Source organism: Buchnera aphidicola (Eriosoma lanigerum), from assembly GCF_964059125.1.
In the GTDB taxonomy this organism is placed as follows: Bacteria; Pseudomonadota; Gammaproteobacteria; order Enterobacterales; family Enterobacteriaceae; genus Buchnera_D; species Buchnera_D aphidicola_C.
Genome location: NZ_OZ060395.1, coordinates 409,419 through 427,563 on the forward strand (window position 1 = coordinate 409,419; position 18,145 = coordinate 427,563).

Genomic DNA, 18,145 nt, shown 5'->3' on the forward strand with positions numbered 1-18,145 from the left:
TACAAAAAATATTTTTTTTACATTATATTATGAATGACTTTAATTAATTTAATGCCGAAGACGGGAATTGAACCCGTACGCCTAAATTACAGCACTACTACCTCAAAGTAGCGTGTCTACCAATTTCACCACTTCGGCAAATAATAAATGTTTTAAACTATACTTTAATACTCTATATTATCTAGGAATATCTCCATTAAAAATTATTTTATTTTTAGTATTTTTATTCATATGAACTAGTTCTTTTTGATTATCATCTAATATTAAATGTTGAGTTTCTTCATAAATAATAATTCGGCATAATATTAATGCAACAATAAAAAAAACAGCTGCTATACAACTCGTAACTATTACTATATTATTTTTTCTATATGAATTAAATATACTATTTATCCCATTTTCTTCTATAGAATTAACATTCGTATTTTTTTCTGATTGAATCATAATTAAAAAAATTAATAAAAATGATATTACAATAAAAAATATAAAAAAAAATCATACATATATTATCACATCCTGATTAATTCACATAATTAAAATAAAATTAAACATTAAAAAAAAAATGAGATTTTAATTATTAATAATTATCGTCATTTCTATAATAAATAAAAATGTTATAATTCATACGATTATTATGAAAACAAAATAAAATATTGAAATTATTTTGTTATTAACATACATTTAAATAATAATGAGAATAGAATTCTAGATAACATTATAAATATACTAATAAAAAAAATATTTGTAAATTATTAATATAAAATTAGTAATTATAAAAAATTAAATAATAGTATGATCAATATTTTTATCAGACCAAAATTCCGGTGGACGAACTGGTTTTCTATTCATTAAATCACTGATTTGCATAGAATCAATTGTCTCATATTTTATTAATGCATCTTTCATTAAATGTAATATGTCTATATTTTCATTTAATATTTTTTTAGCTCTAAAATAATTTTTTTCTATCAATAATTTTACTTCTTCGTCAACAATTCTAGTGGTTTCATTAGATATATATTTAGATTTTACTACAGTTTTTCCTAAAAAAATTTCTCCTTCATCTTCTGAATATAATAATGGTCCTAATTTATCTGAAAACCCCCATTGTGTAATCATTTTTCTAGCTAAATTAGTAGCTATTTTAATATCATTTGCTGCACCAGTAGAAACTCTATCTAAACCATAAATTATTTCTTCAGCTAAACGACCACCATATAAAGTTGATATTTGACTTTCTAATTTTTGTCGACTAATACTAAAAAAATCTTCTTTGGGAAGGAAAAATGTAATTCCCAAAGCTTGTCCTCTAGGTATAATTGTTACTTTATGTACTGGATCATGCTCTGGAACTAATTGACCAATAATTACGTGACCTGCTTCATGATAAGCAGTCGATTCTTTTTGCATATCTGTCATAATCATTGATTTTCTTTCAGATCCCATCATTATTTTATCTTTCGCTTTCTCCAATTCTATCATAGATACTACTAATTGATTAGATCTGGCAGCATATAGAGCTGCTTCATTAACTAAATTAGCTAAATCAGCACCAGAAAAACCAGGTGTTCCTCTTGCTATAATCATTGGAACTACATTCTTTGATAAAGGAACTTTTTTCATGTGTACTTTAAGAATTTGTTCTCTACCTCTTAAATCTGGTAAAGGAACAATCACTTGACGATCAAAACGACCGGGTCTTAATAAAGCTGGATCTAATACATCTGGTCGATTTGTAGCAGCAATCAAAATAACACCTTCATTTCCTTCAAATCCATCCATTTCAACTAACATTTGATTTAAAGTTTGCTCTCTTTCATCATGTCCTCCTCCTAAACCTGTACCTCTTTGCCTACCTACAGCATCAATTTCATCAATAAATATTATACATGGAGATGACTTTCTAGAATGTTCAAACATATCACGCACTCTAGATGCTCCAACTCCAACAAACATTTCTACAAAATCTGATCCAGAAATCGTAAAAAATGGAACTTTTGCTTCACCAGCAATTGCTTTAGCAAGTAAAGTTTTTCCTGTACCAGGTGGGCCTACCATTAGTAATCCTTTAGGAATTTTTCCACCTAATTTTTGAAATTTAGAAGGTTCTTTTAAATATTCTACTAGTTCTTTTACTTCTTCTTTAGCCTCATCACATCCTGCTACATCAGAAAAAGTAATTTTAATTTGATTATCTTTTAACATCCTTGCTTTACTTTTTCCAAAAGACATTGCACCTTTTCCACTACCTAATTGAATTTGTCTCATGAAAAAAATCCATACTCCAATTAATAATAATGTAGGAAACCATGAAATAAATATAGATGCAATAAGACTAGGAGGTTCAGGAATATCTCCTGTAACTTTCACATTTCTCATTAAAAGATTATCAAGTAACTTAGGATCACGAATAGGAATGAAAGTCATATATTTACTGCTATCTTTTTTAGTGACACTAATTTCACGACCATTAATATGTGCTTCACGAACCTGGTTTTGATTTACTTCAGATAAAAAAGTTGAATAATCTATTTTATGATAATTATCGTTTTCAGAACCTAAATTATGAAAAACAGATATTAAAATTGCTGAAATAACTAACCAAAGAACCAGGTTTTTAGCCATGTCATTCAATGAATTAACCTCATATTTTTGTTAACAAAAAAATAATTCATTAATATTTTAGCCCTATAGCTAAAATAAAAATTTCTCTAGAGCGACTTCTTGAAGAATCTGGTTTATAAGTTTTTACTTGTAAAAAAACTGTATGTAACTTCTTTAAGAAACTATCAAAACCTTTTCCTAAAAATGATTTTACTAAAAATATACCATTGTGAATTAATACTTTATTAGCTATAAATAAAGCTAATTCATTCAAAAAAAATATCCTAGGTAAATCTATTAGAGTATATCCACTTATATTAGGTGACATATCTGACATAACTAAATTAAATTTTTTATTTTTACAAAAAAAAAATAATTTATTTAATACCATATTATCACGTAGATCACCTTGAATAAAATTTACATTATTAATATTTTTCATAGGTAAAATATCACAAGCAATAATTGTCCCTGTATCTCCAATTTTGTTAACAGAATATTCTAACCAACTACCTGGAGAAGAACCTAAATCAATTATATTCATTCCTACATGAAGCAATTTATATTTATTATCAATTTGTTCTAATTTAAACCATGCTCTAGAACGTAGTTTGTTTTTTTTTGCTTGTTTAACATATTTATCTTGAAAATGTTCATTTAACCATTTTTTAGAACTACCATTTTTTTTTTTAAGAAACATAAGATTAATTAACAATGAATTAGTACTATATATAATATAAATCATAAAATTAAAATAAAAAAAATAACCATACTTTAATTTAATTTATTCTTTATAATATTTATAATAATTTATTTAGGATTTTTTTAATTATAAAAAATATTTTGTTTGACATATATAATTATTAAAAGAAATATTTCATATATGAACTATTTATTAAATATGTTCTACTTGAATAATTTTATACTGAACGCTTCCACCAGGAGTTTTAATATATACAATATCATTTAAACTTTTTCCAATTAATCCTCTTGCTATTGGAGAATTAATAGAAATTAATTTTTTTTTATAATCTGATTCATCATCACCTACAATGCAATATTTAAAAATATTTTTGTTTGTTATATCCATAATACTAACAGTAACCCCAAAAATTACTTTTCCGGTATTAGCAATCTTTTTTATATCTATAATCTGAGCATTAAATAACTTATTTTCTATATCCTTAATTCTACCTTCACAGAAACTTTGTTCTTCTCTTGCTATATGATATTCAGAATTTTCTTTTAAGTCACCATGTTCTCTTGCTTCTGCAATTGCAGCAATGATATTCGGACGTTTAATATTTTTTAAATTTATAAGCTCATTTTGCAATTTCTCAGCTCCTTTAACCGTCATTGGAAACTTATTATTTATCATACTGTACACCTCTAGAATTAACACATAAATAATTTATTCTAATATTAATTATAAAAAATCTACAATATATAAATTTATATAATTAAGTTACATTAAAAATAATTCCATTTATCAAAAAGACATATTTTATAATCATAAACTATAAATATTAAGATATATGTTGATATTATATAAATTATTTATCCTTACTGGAATAATTTTTTAAATAAAAATAATACTAATAGTCAATATTATTTTGTAACATCATAAAAATACAATCGCATATATACCATTAATATTATTAATTATTTTAATCAAATAACTTTTATATATTATTAAAATTAAATTTAATATTTAAATTTTAATAAATGTTGAAAAAAAAAAAATAATTCAATAATCTAATTATTGCTTCCAATTTAAAACAATAGTAAAATAATTCTACTACTTGATTTTCTAAAAAAAATGTTTTGTAATATCAATTACATTTAATAATTTAAATCAATTAAAATTTCAATATCAATGTATAAAACATTATTTTAATTAAACCTAATTTATGATATTATTTAATTAAATTAAATAACAAATTTAAAGCAATATACATATATTTCTTATCAGCTAATTTATATTAATTCACATAAAAATATAAAATATTTATTACTCACTTTTCAATTAAATTAAAAATTATGGAACATAATAAAATTAAATCAATATTAATGAAATCAATTTCTTTACAACAAGTGAATATTACAGGTGATCATAATCATATAGAAATTATAGCAATTGGAAAAATTTTTTTAGGAATGAATAATGTAAAACGACAACAAACTATTTATGTTCCCTTAATGAAGTATTTTGCTAATCAAGAAATTCATGCTGTATCTATTAAAACTTTTACACCTATAGAATGGGATAAAAAAAATAATATATAAAAAAAAAAATATATTTAAATTCATATATTAAATGTAAAAAAAAAAATATGTTCATGCAATCAAAAAATATATACCATTTATTACTAATAATTAAATATATTTTAATTAATTATACAAAATACCATATAAAAATCTTAATTATCTACTTATATATTAACTAAAACTCATTACATTATACATACATATCATTCTATTACATATGCAAAAAATAAATTATTAATTTATTAAAAAAATATTTGATACACTAAATATAAGTTTAAATATATATTATTACTAGTAATATATTTATTGAAATAATTTTTGATAATCGATTTGTTATAATTGAAAAAACATAAATTTATGATTAGTCTATATATCGTTATTAACATATATATGTAAAAAAAAAAAGAATGAATAATATACCTTAATAGGAAATTATTATTATTTTGTTTTTGATAAAATATACATCTTTTATTATTATGAACATAACAACAATACAAATAATAAATAATATTTATTATTAAATATACAAAACAAGTAATAAATAAATAAATTAATATCTAATATATATTAGACAATTAATTTATTAATCTTAATCAATTATCTAATAATATATTTTAAGATAAATTAACTTATACATACATAGATTAAAATCTTACTTTTTTAAAAAAAATTATACTATATTTATTCTTTATATTAAAATATATTATACAATTTATTATTTACATCATTACTTAATTATAATATATGTATATATTTTTATTCATAAATAATAATTAAACATAGTGTATAAAACTGGAGTTTATTATGTATGCGATTTTTAACAATGGTGGCAAACAATATTTAGTTAAACCAGGACAGATAATTCAAATAGAGAAATTAAATAAAAATATTGGAGAACAAGTTCAATTTACACAAATTTTAATGATTTCTAATAATAATATTCTAAAAATTGGAAAACCATACCTTACTAATAGTGTAATCAAAGCACATATAATTAATCAAGGAAAACATAAAAAAATTAATATTATCAAATTTAAAAGAAGAAAACATTATAAAAAACAACAAGGTCACAGACAATCATTTACACTTGTAAAAATACAAGAAATTACAAATATAACATAAGGAACATTATTTATGGCACATAAAAAAGCAGGTGGATCTACAAGGAATGGTAGAGATTCTCACTCCAAAAGATTAGGAATCAAAAAGTTTGGAGGAGAGTTAGTTGTATCAGGTAATATTATTGTCAAACAAAGAGGAACAAAATTTCATCCTGGTAATAATATAGGTTGCGGAAAAGATTATACTTTATTTGCAAAAATTGATGGATATGTACAATTTGTTACTAAAGGACAGATTCAAAAAAAATATATTAATATAATACCAAAACATTAAATAATATAAAATATTTATTGTTTACCTCTATAACGAATGTGATTTGCTAACAAAACTGATTTAATCAATTATAATTAATAATATATATCATTTTCTTCTACAATAACACAGATGTACTTATACATAAGTATTATACTATAAATTATATTTATATATAAAAAGCGACATAATTTAAAAAATTGATTATTTTAAATACATATACATTAGTTATATTTTAATTAATAGTAATTTATAGCAATAAATTACTATTTTAAAAAAAAAATTAATTGAAATTAGAATCAATTTAAAAACGGAAATATAATATGCAATTTATAGATGAAGCTATTATTCAAGTACAAGCTGGAAAAGGAGGAGATGGATGTATTAGTTTTAGAAGAGAAAAATACATACCAAAAGGAGGACCTAATGGTGGAGACGGAGGAAATGGTGGAAATATATGGTTAGAAACATCTAGAAATTTAAATACATTATTTCACTTTAAATTTAAAAAAATATTTACAGCTATTAATGGAGATAATGGAAAATCAAATAATCGATCAGGAAAAAAAGGAAACGACCTCATATTATATGTTCCTATTGGAACTAGAGTAATTAATAACTATACCAATGAAATTATCATTGATATGAACATACATAACTCAAAAATATTAATAGCTCGTGGAGGTTGGCATGGATTAGGGAATACACGATTTAAATCTTCTACTAATAGAACTCCATATCAAAGAACAAAAGGAACTAAAGGAGAAGTATTAAACTTAAAATTAGAATTAATATTATTAGCAGACGTAGGTACATTAGGATTACCTAATGCTGGAAAATCTACATTAATACAATCAATATCATCTGCTAAACCTAAAATAGCAGAATACCCATTTACTACGCTAATACCAATATTAGGAGTAGTACAAATAAGAAAAAATAATTTTGTTGTAGCCGATATTCCTGGTGTAATTCAAGGTGCATCAAAAGGTATAGGCTTAGGAATACAATTTTTAAAACATTTAGAACGATGTAAAATTTTATTACATATAGTAGATATAGCATCTGATAGTAGTTCTACTATTGCTAAAAATATACAAGATATCGAACATGAAATAAAAATATACAACATATACTTATATAACAAAACAAGATGGCTAATATTCAATAAAATTGATTTATTAACTCATAAACAACAAAAAGAAAAAATTAATAATATTTTAAAATTATTAATTAATCCTATCAATAAAATTTATTTAATTTCATCTTTAAATCAGATAGGTACTAAAAAATTATGTATAGATCTTTTTGAATTTTTAAAATTAAATGAAAAATTATAGAAATTAAGAAAAATAAATTAATATTAATAATATAAAAAAAAATAATATGAAATTCACAACCCGGCTTGATAATATCATACCGGGATTTAATATTAAATATATTAAAATTATGATATTAACGTTTAGAAAATTGAGGACGACATCTAGCTTTTCTTAAACCTACTTTTTTACGTTCTACTTTTCTAGCATCACGAGTAACAAATCCAGCATTTCTTAATTCAGATCGAAATATTGCATCATATTGTATTAACGCTTTCGTAATTCCTTGACGAACCGCTCCGGCTTGACCAGATACTCCTCCACCTTTAACAGTAATATATAAATCAAATTTTTGATTTACATTAACTAATTCTAATGGTTGTCTAACGACCATACAAGAAGTTTTACGTCCAAAATATTCCTCTAATGATCTTTTATTTACCATAATTTTCCCTGTTCCTAATTTAAGAAATACTCTTGCAGAAGAACTTTTTCTTCTTCCGGTACCATAATTCATTATTTGATTCATAATATTTATTTGCACCTCTTTATTTTAAAAATCTAAAAATTTTGGTTGTTGAGCCATATGATTATGAATATTATTAGAATATACTTTTAATTTACTTATCATAACTTTACCTAATGGACCTTTAGGTAACATACCTTTTACTGCTATTTCAATAATTCTTTCAGGATATTTTAATATCATTTCTTGAAAATTGATTTTCTTAATGCCTCCAACATAACCTGTATGATGATAATATAATTTATTTTTATATTTTTTTCCTGTTACTACTATTTTACTTGCATTAATTACAATTAAATAATCTCCTACATCAACATGAGGAGTGTATTCTACTTTATGTTTACCACGTAATCTTCTTGCTAATTCTGTAGACAAACGACCTAATATTTTTTCACTTGCGTCAATATAATACCATTTTCTTTGTATAGTATTTTGTTTAGCAGAAAAAGTTTTCATAAATACCACCTAAATTAGTACTAAAAAATATATAAATATTATTATGATAAAATCAGAATAAAATAATAATAACTAATTATATTATACATAGTGTTAAATTTACACATTCATTGAAAAACATTAATTACATATAACATATATAATTCAAATCGTAACTATAAAAATAATATGGAAATATTAATATTTTTTCAACACTTAAAAAAAATAACGACGTATAACTTAAAAAATTATTAATGTAATTTAAAAAATAATTTATATGCATTTGATTGAAGTAATTTCTTTAAATAAATTACTATTTTATTAATTAAATATTATCTATTATAACAAAATAAATATCTTAATAAAATTTAAATTTATATATATATAATTCATACATTAAGTTTTCAACTTATAATATAAAATATTTACAATAATTGAATAAAACATTAAATTAAATCATCTATGATCAAAATCATATTAATCAATAATTATGAATATACAAATTTATTACTAATTTCAATTGAAATGATAATAAAAATAATTTTTAGTAAAAACTATAAAACATCTAACTATTTTAAATAATAAAAATTTTTATATACACATCAAAACTGTATAACCATTTATAATTAAATATAATTACAATTAATCTACTTACAACAATTATATATAAAAAAAAATTATTTCAATATAATCAAAATAAAACAATGTTTTTGTGTTACGCTACATAATACAACACGAAATTTTTGATAGGTAATTATGATGAATACAATCGATCCTTTACAAAAACTACGTACGATTATTAACTCTATCGATAAAAAAATAATCGATTTAATAAAAAAAAGAGAACTAATATCAATTGAAATAGCAAAGATAAAACAAGAAAACCAAAAACCAGTTAAAGATATAAATCGAGAAAAACAATTATTAGACAATGTAATTACATTAGCCAAAGAAAGAAAATTAAATGATCAAATGATTTTGAATATTTTCAAAATAATTGTAAAGCATTCTGTTTTAATTCAAGAATTATTTTTAAAAAAAAATAATCGATATAATTGCAATAAATTGTTTTATCTTGGACCTGAAGGATCATATTCTCATATTGCAGCTATAAAATATACTACAATATATCTTAAAAATTATATGATGTATGCATGTACAACTTTTATAGATGTAATAAATAAAACAGAAAGTAATCCAAACTCCTATGCTATTCTTCCAATTGAAAACACATGTTCAGGTTCTATTCATGAAATATACGACATATTACAAAATACTAATTTATTTATTATTGATAAAATAAATATAAAAATTAATCATTGTTTATTAGGATTAAAAAATTCTAAAATTGAAGATATTACAACCATTTATACTCATCAACAACCATTAATACAATCTAATAAATTTATTCAATTATATCCACATTGGAAAATAAAATATACAAATAGCAGTTCTGATGCCATGCAATCAATTTTAAACCATCAAAATATAAAATATGCTGCGTTAGGAAATGAAAAAAGTGGAAAAGTTTATTGTTTACAAATCCTAAAAAAAAACATTAACAATCAAATTAATAATAAAACATGTTTCATTATTTTAAATAATAAATTAAATATAATTAAAGAACAAAATAACGTTCGTACAAAATTAATATTATATGTAAAACCATATTCTAATTATATTAATAATATAAAATTAATTTTTACAAAACTAAAATTAAAAATTATTAAATTAATATCTCGTCCTAACATTAACGACCCATCATTAAAAGTAATTTATATCACTGTACTTGCAAATTTATATTTAGAAACACATAAAAATATTTTAAACAATTTAAATAACATTGCAGTAAAAATAAAAATATTAGGATGCTATATAAATAAATAATATTTATTCAAATATTATAACAATCACGTTCTATAGAATAAGTAATAAAAATAATACAATTAAAAATTATAATATTTTTATGAAAATATATACAAATATATTCAAAAAAAAATTAAAAGTATAATCTGAATATATTTATCCATATAAAAATTATTTTATTAAACCAATATGTTGATATAAACATCGATTTCATTACATTATTAAAATATATTAAAAAATAATATTTATATTATTAAGTAATATAATTAACAAAATTAATATTTTATTAGATTAATTTTGTTAATTCTTTAGTATTATTAAAATATATTATAGTTATACATTAATACTATATTATATATTCTATTCATTTAAATTGAACAATATTTAAAAATGATCTAATTTAATTAATAATTTATTTCATTATTACATTTTATAAGGATTATTCTTATGTTTAATAAATTAACTGAAAGTTTAACTCACATAATTAAAAATATATCAAATCAAGGTAGAATTACAGAAACAAATATTCAAAAAATTTTAAGAGAAATAAGAAAAGCATTATTGGAAGCTGATGTATCTTTATCAGTTATACAAAATTTTATTTCTTCTATCAAAAAAAAATTTATAGGTTCAATTGTTAACAAAAGTTTAACCCCTGGTCAAGAATTTTTAAAAATTATTAAACAAGAACTTATTATCATTATGGGAAATAATAATAGTAAAATTAATTTATCTACTACTCCACCAGCTATAATATTAGTAATAGGACTACAAGGAGTAGGAAAAACTACTACAGTAGCAAAATTAGGAAAATTTATTAAAGAAAACAAGAAAAAAAAAATATTAATAACATCTACTGACGTATATAGATTAGCAGCAATAAAACAACTTCAAATTTTATCTAAAAAAATTAATATTGACTATTTTTCTACTGATATTACAAACGAACCATTAAAAATAGCACAACAAGCATTAGAGTACACTAAATCCAAACTGTATGACATATTAATAATTGATACAGCTGGTCGTTTGCATACAAATATAACAATGATGAACGAAATAAAAAATATACACCAAATAATTAACCCAATTGAAACGCTATTGGTTGTTGATTCGATGATGGGACAAGATTCAATCAATATGATAAACATTTTTAATAATTCTATACCAATAACAGGAGTAATATTAACAAAAATAGATGGTGATGCAAGAGGAGGAATTGCATTATCTATTCGTTATTTAACAAATATACCTATTAAACTAATCGGAAATGGAGAACAATTAAATAAATTACAAATATTTAATCCAGAACAAATAGCGTCTCGTATTCTAGGAATGCACGATATGTTATCTGTAATAAAAGAAATTGAAGAAAAAGTTGATACAAAACAAGTTAAAAATATAACTACAAATATTAATAAAGGTGATAAATTTAATTTAAATGATTTTTTAATACAAATTAAACAAATTAATAATATGGATAACATGGTAGATTTACTAAAAAAACTACCTAATAATCAAATGATTATTAAAAATTTTGATTCATACTTTAATAAAAAAATAATAATCAAAGTAGAATCTATAATTAATTCTATGACTCCAAAAGAAAGAAATACACCTGATATTATAAAAGGTTCTAGAAAAAAAAGAATAGCAACAGGTTCAGGAATACCAATATATGAAATTAATAATATTTTAAAAAAATTTGAAGAAATGAAAAAAATGATAAAAAAAATAAAACATAAAGGTATTCATACTGTACTCAAAAACATAAAAAATAGTATTTTAAAAAACAATATTTTCTAACAAAAAATCTTTTGTATTTTAAATATTTAAAATGTATAGTTGATTTTAAAAATAAGTACAATACAATATAACTTCAATTACTTAATAATATTTAATTAGATATAGAGAATAATTATGGTTAAAATTCGTTTAGCTAGACATGGAGTAAAAAAAAGACCATTTTTTAAAATAGTTATTGCAGATAGCCGTTTTCGCAGAGATGGTCGATTTATTGAAAAAATTGGATTTTTTAATCCTATTGCAGCAGGTAAAGAACAAAACTTATTTATTAATATTCAAAGAGTAAAATATTGGATACAAAAAGGAGCTCAATTATCTAATAGAGTAAAATATTTAATTAAAAACCAAACACAAGAAAAAAATGTACAAAAAATCTAATTTTATTATTGTAGGTAAATTTATTGCTCCATATGGATTGTTAGGTTGGATAAAAATTATTTCATTTACAGAAAATATAAATAATATAGTTTATTACACTCCATGGTATATTACTATCAATAATAAATTAGAAATTATTAAATTATTACTTTGGAATAAAAAAAAAAATTTGTTGGTAAAATGTGAAACTATTAATGATCGAAACACTGCTGAAAAATTCAGTAATAAAAATATCATGATTCATAAAAGTCAATTGCCAATTTTACCAATATACGAATATTATTGGAAAGATTTAATAAATTGTAATATTATTAATTTTAATACTTACCTTGGAACAGTAAAAAACGTAATTAATACTGGAGCAAATGATATTCTTATTGTTAAAAATAATAATAAAAAAATTCATACAGATATATTAATTCCATTCATTATGAATCAAGTAATAAAAAATGTTAATTTAATTCACAAGGTAATTAAAATAGAATGGGATATCAATCATTAGAAAAACAAGAACATTCTGTATTATGGATTAATATAATTAGTATTTTTCCAGAAATGTTTCAAATTTTAAAAAATTATGGGGTTATTGCAAAAGCATTAAAAAATAATCTTATACAAATAAAATGCTGGAACCCTAGAAATTATACTTCTAGTAAACGTTGTAATATAGATGATAAACCATATGGTGGAGGACCTGGTATGGTTATGACTGCTCCTCCATTAATAAAAGCAATAAAACATGCAAAATTGTACCCAAATTCAGGAACAACAAAAACAATTTATTTATCTCCACAAGGTAAAATATTGACACAAAAAAATATTCTTACACTATCAAAAAATTCTAAAATAATTTTAATTTGCGGTCGATATAAAGGAATTGATCAAAGAGTAATAGACTTAGAAGTAGATGAAGAATATTCTATTGGTCACTTTGTAATAAGTGGAGGAGAATTGGCAGCAATGATATTTATTGATTCCTTAGTTCGCATTAAACCAGGTGTATTAAATACAACACAATCTTTTGAATCAGATTCATTTTTTAATAATCGTCTCGATTACCCAAATTACACTAGACCATATCTAGTAGAAGGGAAAACTGTACCTGAAATTTTATTATCTGGTAATCATGAAAAAATAAAACAATGGAGAGAAAAAGAAGCAATTAAACAAACATGGAAAAAACATCCACAATTATTTAAAAAAAATTTAACAAATAATGAAATTCTATTAGTTAATTCATTAAAGAAAGAAAACAATAAAACATAAATAATATATATATATTGAAATTAATATTAACAAGGAAAATTAAAAAATAAGATGCAAAATATTATTCAAATTCTTGAACAAGAACAAATGACTAAAACAATACCAAAATTTCGATCAGGAGATACTGTAGAAGTTAAAGTATGGGTAGTTGAGGGTTCCAAAAAACGTTTACAAGCGTTTGAAGGTATTGTAATTGCAGTTAAAAATAGAAAATTAAATTCTTCTTTTTGTGTAAGAAAAATATCAAATGGTGAAGGAATTGAAAGAGTTTTTCAAACTTATTCTCCAATAATTGAAACTATTTTAATAAAAAGAAAAGGAGATGTTCGTCAATCCAAATTATACTACCTAAGATCAAGAATAGGAAAAGCAGCAAGAATTAAAGAAAAAATAAATGTAAAATAATATATTTATTTATGCTGTAATTCATAATGCGGTCAGCTTATTTTATGTTTGACTGCATTATAAATTATTATTTTAAATTGTATTATAAATAATACCATTATTATTAAAAAAAACGATATATAAAAGCAATAATAAAAGACTATTAATTAATCGTATTCCATACTTTTAATTATCTATCCTGTCCCTCCAATAGTAAGTTGATCCACTTTAATTGTAGGTTGTCCTACTCCAACAGGAATACTTTGACCATCTTTTACACATATACCTACTCCTGTATCCATATTTAAATCATTTCCAACCATTGAAATCATATTCATAACTTCTATTCCTGATCCTATTAAAGTTACTCCTTTAACTGGAAAAGTAATTTTTCCATTTTTTATAATATAAGCTTCAGAAGTAGAAAAAACAAACTGCCCAGAAGTAATGTCTACTTGTCCTCCAGAAAAATTTAATGCATACAAACCATAATCTATACTATTAATAATATCAGTAGGAGTAGAGTCACCTGCTAATAAATATGTATTTGTCATTCTAGGAATCGGTAAATGAGAATAAGATTCTCTTCTTGCATTTCCAGTAGATACTAAATTCATTAATTTAGCATTAAATTTATCTTGAAGATATAATTGTAAAATACCATTTTTGATTAATATATTATATTGACTAGGAGTTCCTTCATCATCTATAGTTAATGAACCTCTTCTATTTTTCATAGTACCATCATCAACTACGGTACATAAATTAGAAGCCACTTTATTTCCAATTTTATTACTAAAAATAGAAGTTTCACGACGATTAAAATCTCCTTCTAAACCATGTCCTACAGCTTCATGCAATAAAATTCCTGGCCAACCATTACCTAACACTACAGGATACATTCCAGCAGGTGCTGATACTGCAGATAAATTTATTAATGCTAATCTAACTGCTTCTTGTGTTAAATATTCTAACCATGTTTCTCCATTTTTATGCTCTTGATAAAAAAAATTGTAATCATAACGACCACCTCCGCCACTATTTCCTCTTTCTCTATTGTGATTGGATTCCGCTAATACGTTAATAGATAAATGAACTAAAGGACGAATGTCAGCAGCTAAAATTCCATCTGTAGATGTTATTAAAATATATTCATACATACCTGTTAAACTAGCATTTACTTTTACAATACGATTATCTATTTTTCGTGCCAGATTATTAATCCTATATAAAAGATCTATTTTTTCTTGATTACTTACAGTTAATAATGGATTATTAATAGTATATAAATTAGAATTAGTCAAAGAATGCAGTTGATTAACAGTCGTAGACTTTACCTTATAATTATTATTATTATTAATTACATTTTTAACTGTTTGTACATTTTTTTTTAACATTTCTAATGTAATTGTATTCGAATAAGAAAATCCAGTACTTTGATTATGAATTGCTCTAACACCAACACCATTATCAAGATGATAATGAGTATTTTTAATTTTTCCATCTTCTAATATCCAATTTTCATAATATTGAGACTGAAAATATAACTCTCCATAATCTATTTTATGATTAGATAAATCGGTAAGAAGAAAAAGTAAATCTTTATAATCAATATTATTTATTGTCAACAATTGATCTGTAACTAATTTAAGTACCATGAAAACCCACTTATTATATGGAAATAATTATATATAAAACATATATATACTGTTTAATGCTATTGTTAAAAAAAACTAAAACAGATTTTAATAATAAAAAAAAAAATAATTTTCATACCATAAAAAAAAATATACAATTTATATAATTTTTCTTATTACATACAATAATTATTAACATCAAAATAAAAAAATAACATATTAAATTAAAATATTATAACTTTAAATTAATAAAAAAATTATATTATTAATTTAATATTCATAATATACAATTAAATAGTTATAATATAATAACTAATAATAAATAATTTGATATACTAATAAAATAAATAAAAAAAATTTTAATAAATACTATGATGACGAACATATTTAACATTTTGTTATTAAACGGACCCAATATAAATCTCTTAGGAAATAGAGAACCACATATTTATGGAAATATCACAATAGAAACATTAATATCTCAACTACATAAAAAATCAAAACAACTAAACGTACAATTAAAACATTTTCAATCTAATGCAGAACATGAATTAATTCAAAAAATACATAAAGCTCAAAATAAATTTCATTATATTATAATTAATCCTGCGGCTTTTACACATACAAGTATAGCTTTAAGAGATGCTTTACTAGGTATTTCTATTCCTTTTATTGAAGTACATATTTCTAATATTTATGCTAGAGAAAGTTTTAGAACTCATTCTTGGTTTTCAGATATATCTAAAGGAATTATTTCTGGTTTTGGAATTGATGGGTATTTTTGGGCTTTAGAAACAGCTGTAAATCGTTTAAAAAATAAAGTTTAATTAATATTACATATATTTAAATAATTATTGAATTAATATTATAATTTTCAAACAAACTAATATAAAACTATTATTTAATCATACTAATACAAAACATATTTTGTACAAATTTAATATATTATTTATATAATTTTTATTTAATTGAAGAATTTATATTCTAATATATATTCTTCAATTACATTTTTAATGAATATAAAACACATAATAATTCTTTCATATCTTTTGGAACATCTATTTTCCAATTCATAACTTTATTAGTAGTAGGATGAATAAAACATAATTGAGTTGCATGTAAAGCTTGTCTTGGGAAAGATGAAAATAACGTATTGAATTTTTTATTCATACTGGAAGAAATAAGATTTTTTCTTTTTATCATATATAATTTATCTCCTACAATAGGATGATTAATATATGACATATGTACACGAATTTGATGAGTTCTACCAGTTTCCAATATGACACGTATGTAAGTATAGCATTTAAATTTTTTAATAATTCTATAATGTGTAACAGAATTTTTTCCTGTATGATTTACCATCATTTTTTTTCTATTAATTGGATGTCTACTAATTGATTCATTAATTGTACCTCCAGAAAGCATTGAACCTAACACAATAGCTTTATATTCACGAAATACTTTTCTATGTGAAATTAACGTAACAAGATGATTATATGCCTCTATATTTCTAGCAACAACCATTAATCCTGTTGTGTTTTTATCTAAACGATGAACTATACCTGCACGAGGTAAAAATTTCAAGTTATTATCAATAAAAAGTAAAGCATTTAATAATGTTCCACTATTATGACCAGGTGCTGGATGCACTACTAAATTGGACGATTTATTAATTATAAAAATATCTTTATCTTCATAAATAACATTAATTTTAATATTTTCAGGTTGGTAAAAATTAGAAGAAATAATTTCTGTTTGAATAAAAATATACTCACCTCCAACTATTTTTTTTGAAGGCTTATTAATTATAGTTTGATTAACTAAAACTTGATTATTTATAATCCACTTTCTTAATATTTCTCGAGAATACTGAAAAAATATTTTAACTAATATATGATCTAGTCTTTTTTTTTTACCATGCTGATCTGGAACTAACGAATATAATGTTATTTTCTTCATTATTTAATCGCTTATTCAAAATGATTATGTATATTTCAAATAAATATATTATGTTCCTATATAATAATTTTAATAAAAATATGAATATATATAAAATATTAAAAAAAAATATTAATATAACTATTATATTTACATTTATTTAAAAAAAAATTATTATATAAAAAATTATTATAAATAAAATCTATAATAATAAATGAATTTAATATATTTATATTAAATTTTAACATATATAGAATTAAAAAATAATAAAAAATACTAAAAATCCAAAAAAATACAGATAATAATAATATTTTAATAGAATAGTTATTCATACAATATAA

At 21.9% G+C, this 18,145-nt stretch carries 19 protein-coding genes and 1 tRNA gene; 11 read left to right on the forward strand and 9 right to left on the reverse strand.

What is annotated here, in order from left to right:
* Nucleotides 1-52: 52 nt before the first annotated feature.
* The 5 genes from AB4W75_RS01690 to greA all read right to left on the reverse strand — a co-directional run bounded on the left by AB4W75_RS01690 (nucleotide 53) and on the right by greA (nucleotide 3,982).
* A tRNA-Leu gene (locus AB4W75_RS01690) sits at nucleotides 53-138 on the reverse strand.
* Nucleotides 139-177: 39 nt separating this feature from the next.
* Nucleotides 178-486 carry a preprotein translocase subunit SecG gene (gene secG, locus AB4W75_RS01695; protein WP_367679677.1) on the reverse strand — a complete coding sequence of 103 codons (309 nt, stop codon included), beginning with the start codon at nucleotides 484-486 and terminating at the stop codon, nucleotides 178-180.
* Nucleotides 487-780: 294 nt separating this feature from the next.
* Complete coding sequence (gene ftsH / locus AB4W75_RS01700; RefSeq protein ID WP_367679678.1) at nucleotides 781-2,625, reverse strand: ATP-dependent zinc metalloprotease FtsH; 1,845 nt, start codon at nucleotides 2,623-2,625, stop codon at nucleotides 781-783.
* A 49-nt stretch (nucleotides 2,626-2,674) separates the two neighbouring features.
* On the reverse strand, nucleotides 2,675-3,304 hold the full coding sequence (gene rlmE / locus AB4W75_RS01705; protein WP_367679249.1) for a 23S rRNA (uridine(2552)-2'-O)-methyltransferase RlmE: 630 nt from the start codon (nucleotides 3,302-3,304) through the stop codon (nucleotides 2,675-2,677).
* A 195-nt stretch (nucleotides 3,305-3,499) separates the two neighbouring features.
* Nucleotides 3,500-3,982: a transcription elongation factor GreA gene (gene greA, locus AB4W75_RS01710; RefSeq protein ID WP_367679250.1), complete on the reverse strand. Its 483-nt coding sequence runs from the start codon at nucleotides 3,980-3,982 to the stop codon at nucleotides 3,500-3,502.
* Nucleotides 3,983-4,644: 662 nt separating this feature from the next.
* On the opposite strand from greA, the gene AB4W75_RS01715 reads away from it, so the two are divergent.
* From AB4W75_RS01715 to cgtA, 4 genes are all read left to right on the forward strand, one after another.
* Nucleotides 4,645-4,890 carry a BolA family protein gene (locus AB4W75_RS01715; protein WP_367679251.1) on the forward strand — a complete coding sequence of 82 codons (246 nt, stop codon included), beginning with the start codon at nucleotides 4,645-4,647 and terminating at the stop codon, nucleotides 4,888-4,890.
* Nucleotides 4,891-5,676: 786 nt separating this feature from the next.
* Nucleotides 5,677-5,994 carry a 50S ribosomal protein L21 gene (rplU, locus tag AB4W75_RS01720; RefSeq protein ID WP_367679252.1) on the forward strand — a complete coding sequence of 106 codons (318 nt, stop codon included), beginning with the start codon at nucleotides 5,677-5,679 and terminating at the stop codon, nucleotides 5,992-5,994.
* A gap of 12 nt (nucleotides 5,995-6,006) precedes the next feature.
* Nucleotides 6,007-6,267 carry a 50S ribosomal protein L27 gene (gene rpmA / locus AB4W75_RS01725; protein WP_367679253.1) on the forward strand — a complete coding sequence of 87 codons (261 nt, stop codon included), beginning with the start codon at nucleotides 6,007-6,009 and terminating at the stop codon, nucleotides 6,265-6,267.
* Between the two features lie 302 nt (nucleotides 6,268-6,569).
* Nucleotides 6,570-7,586, forward strand: a complete 1,017-nt coding sequence (gene cgtA, locus AB4W75_RS01730) for an Obg family GTPase CgtA (protein ID WP_367679254.1) — start codon at nucleotides 6,570-6,572, stop codon at nucleotides 7,584-7,586.
* Between the two features lie 115 nt (nucleotides 7,587-7,701).
* Here cgtA and rpsI read toward each other — a convergent pair whose 3' ends face one another.
* Nucleotides 7,702-8,094, reverse strand: a complete 393-nt coding sequence (rpsI, locus tag AB4W75_RS01735; RefSeq protein ID WP_367679255.1) for a 30S ribosomal protein S9 — start codon at nucleotides 8,092-8,094, stop codon at nucleotides 7,702-7,704.
* Between the two features lie 24 nt (nucleotides 8,095-8,118).
* The gene (rplM, locus tag AB4W75_RS01740) at nucleotides 8,119-8,547 is read right to left on the reverse strand and encodes a 50S ribosomal protein L13 (RefSeq protein WP_367679256.1); all 429 of its coding nucleotides are present in this window, start codon (nucleotides 8,545-8,547) and stop codon (nucleotides 8,119-8,121) included.
* A 738-nt stretch (nucleotides 8,548-9,285) separates the two neighbouring features.
* Here rplM and AB4W75_RS01745 point away from each other — a divergent pair.
* The 6 genes from AB4W75_RS01745 (at nucleotide 9,286) to rplS (ending at nucleotide 14,247) form a co-directional block, all read left to right on the forward strand.
* Nucleotides 9,286-10,413 carry a prephenate dehydratase domain-containing protein gene (locus AB4W75_RS01745; protein ID WP_367679257.1) on the forward strand — a complete coding sequence of 376 codons (1,128 nt, stop codon included), beginning with the start codon at nucleotides 9,286-9,288 and terminating at the stop codon, nucleotides 10,411-10,413.
* Between the two features lie 426 nt (nucleotides 10,414-10,839).
* Entirely contained in the window at nucleotides 10,840-12,198 is a 1,359-nt protein-coding gene (gene ffh, locus AB4W75_RS01750; protein WP_367679258.1) for a signal recognition particle protein, read from the forward strand.
* A 114-nt stretch (nucleotides 12,199-12,312) separates the two neighbouring features.
* Nucleotides 12,313-12,576 (forward strand): 30S ribosomal protein S16, encoded by a 264-nt coding sequence (rpsP, locus tag AB4W75_RS01755; protein ID WP_367679259.1) that lies wholly within the window; start codon nucleotides 12,313-12,315, stop codon nucleotides 12,574-12,576.
* Entirely contained in the window at nucleotides 12,560-13,078 is a 519-nt protein-coding gene (rimM, locus tag AB4W75_RS01760; protein WP_367679260.1) for a ribosome maturation factor RimM, read from the forward strand. The genes rpsP and rimM overlap by 17 nt, the downstream gene beginning before the upstream one ends.
* Nucleotides 13,060-13,842, forward strand: coding sequence for a tRNA (guanosine(37)-N1)-methyltransferase TrmD (trmD, locus tag AB4W75_RS01765; RefSeq protein WP_367679261.1), 783 nt, complete (start codon nucleotides 13,060-13,062; stop codon nucleotides 13,840-13,842). The genes rimM and trmD overlap by 19 nt, the downstream gene beginning before the upstream one ends.
* Nucleotides 13,843-13,893: 51 nt before the next feature.
* Nucleotides 13,894-14,247 (forward strand): 50S ribosomal protein L19, encoded by a 354-nt coding sequence (gene rplS, locus AB4W75_RS01770; RefSeq protein WP_367679262.1) that lies wholly within the window; start codon nucleotides 13,894-13,896, stop codon nucleotides 14,245-14,247.
* 173 nt (nucleotides 14,248-14,420) lie between these two features.
* On the opposite strand, the gene tldD is transcribed toward rplS, so the two are convergent.
* Nucleotides 14,421-15,884, reverse strand: a complete 1,464-nt coding sequence (gene tldD, locus AB4W75_RS01775; protein WP_367679263.1) for a metalloprotease TldD — start codon at nucleotides 15,882-15,884, stop codon at nucleotides 14,421-14,423.
* A gap of 353 nt (nucleotides 15,885-16,237) precedes the next feature.
* On the opposite strand from tldD, the gene aroQ reads away from it, so the two are divergent.
* Nucleotides 16,238-16,690, forward strand: a complete 453-nt coding sequence (aroQ, locus tag AB4W75_RS01780) for a type II 3-dehydroquinate dehydratase (protein ID WP_367679264.1) — start codon at nucleotides 16,238-16,240, stop codon at nucleotides 16,688-16,690.
* A 175-nt stretch (nucleotides 16,691-16,865) separates the two neighbouring features.
* Here aroQ and rluD read toward each other — a convergent pair whose 3' ends face one another.
* Nucleotides 16,866-17,825 carry a 23S rRNA pseudouridine(1911/1915/1917) synthase RluD gene (rluD, locus tag AB4W75_RS01785; RefSeq protein ID WP_367679265.1) on the reverse strand — a complete coding sequence of 320 codons (960 nt, stop codon included), beginning with the start codon at nucleotides 17,823-17,825 and terminating at the stop codon, nucleotides 16,866-16,868.
* Nucleotides 17,826-18,145 lie beyond the last annotated feature (320 nt).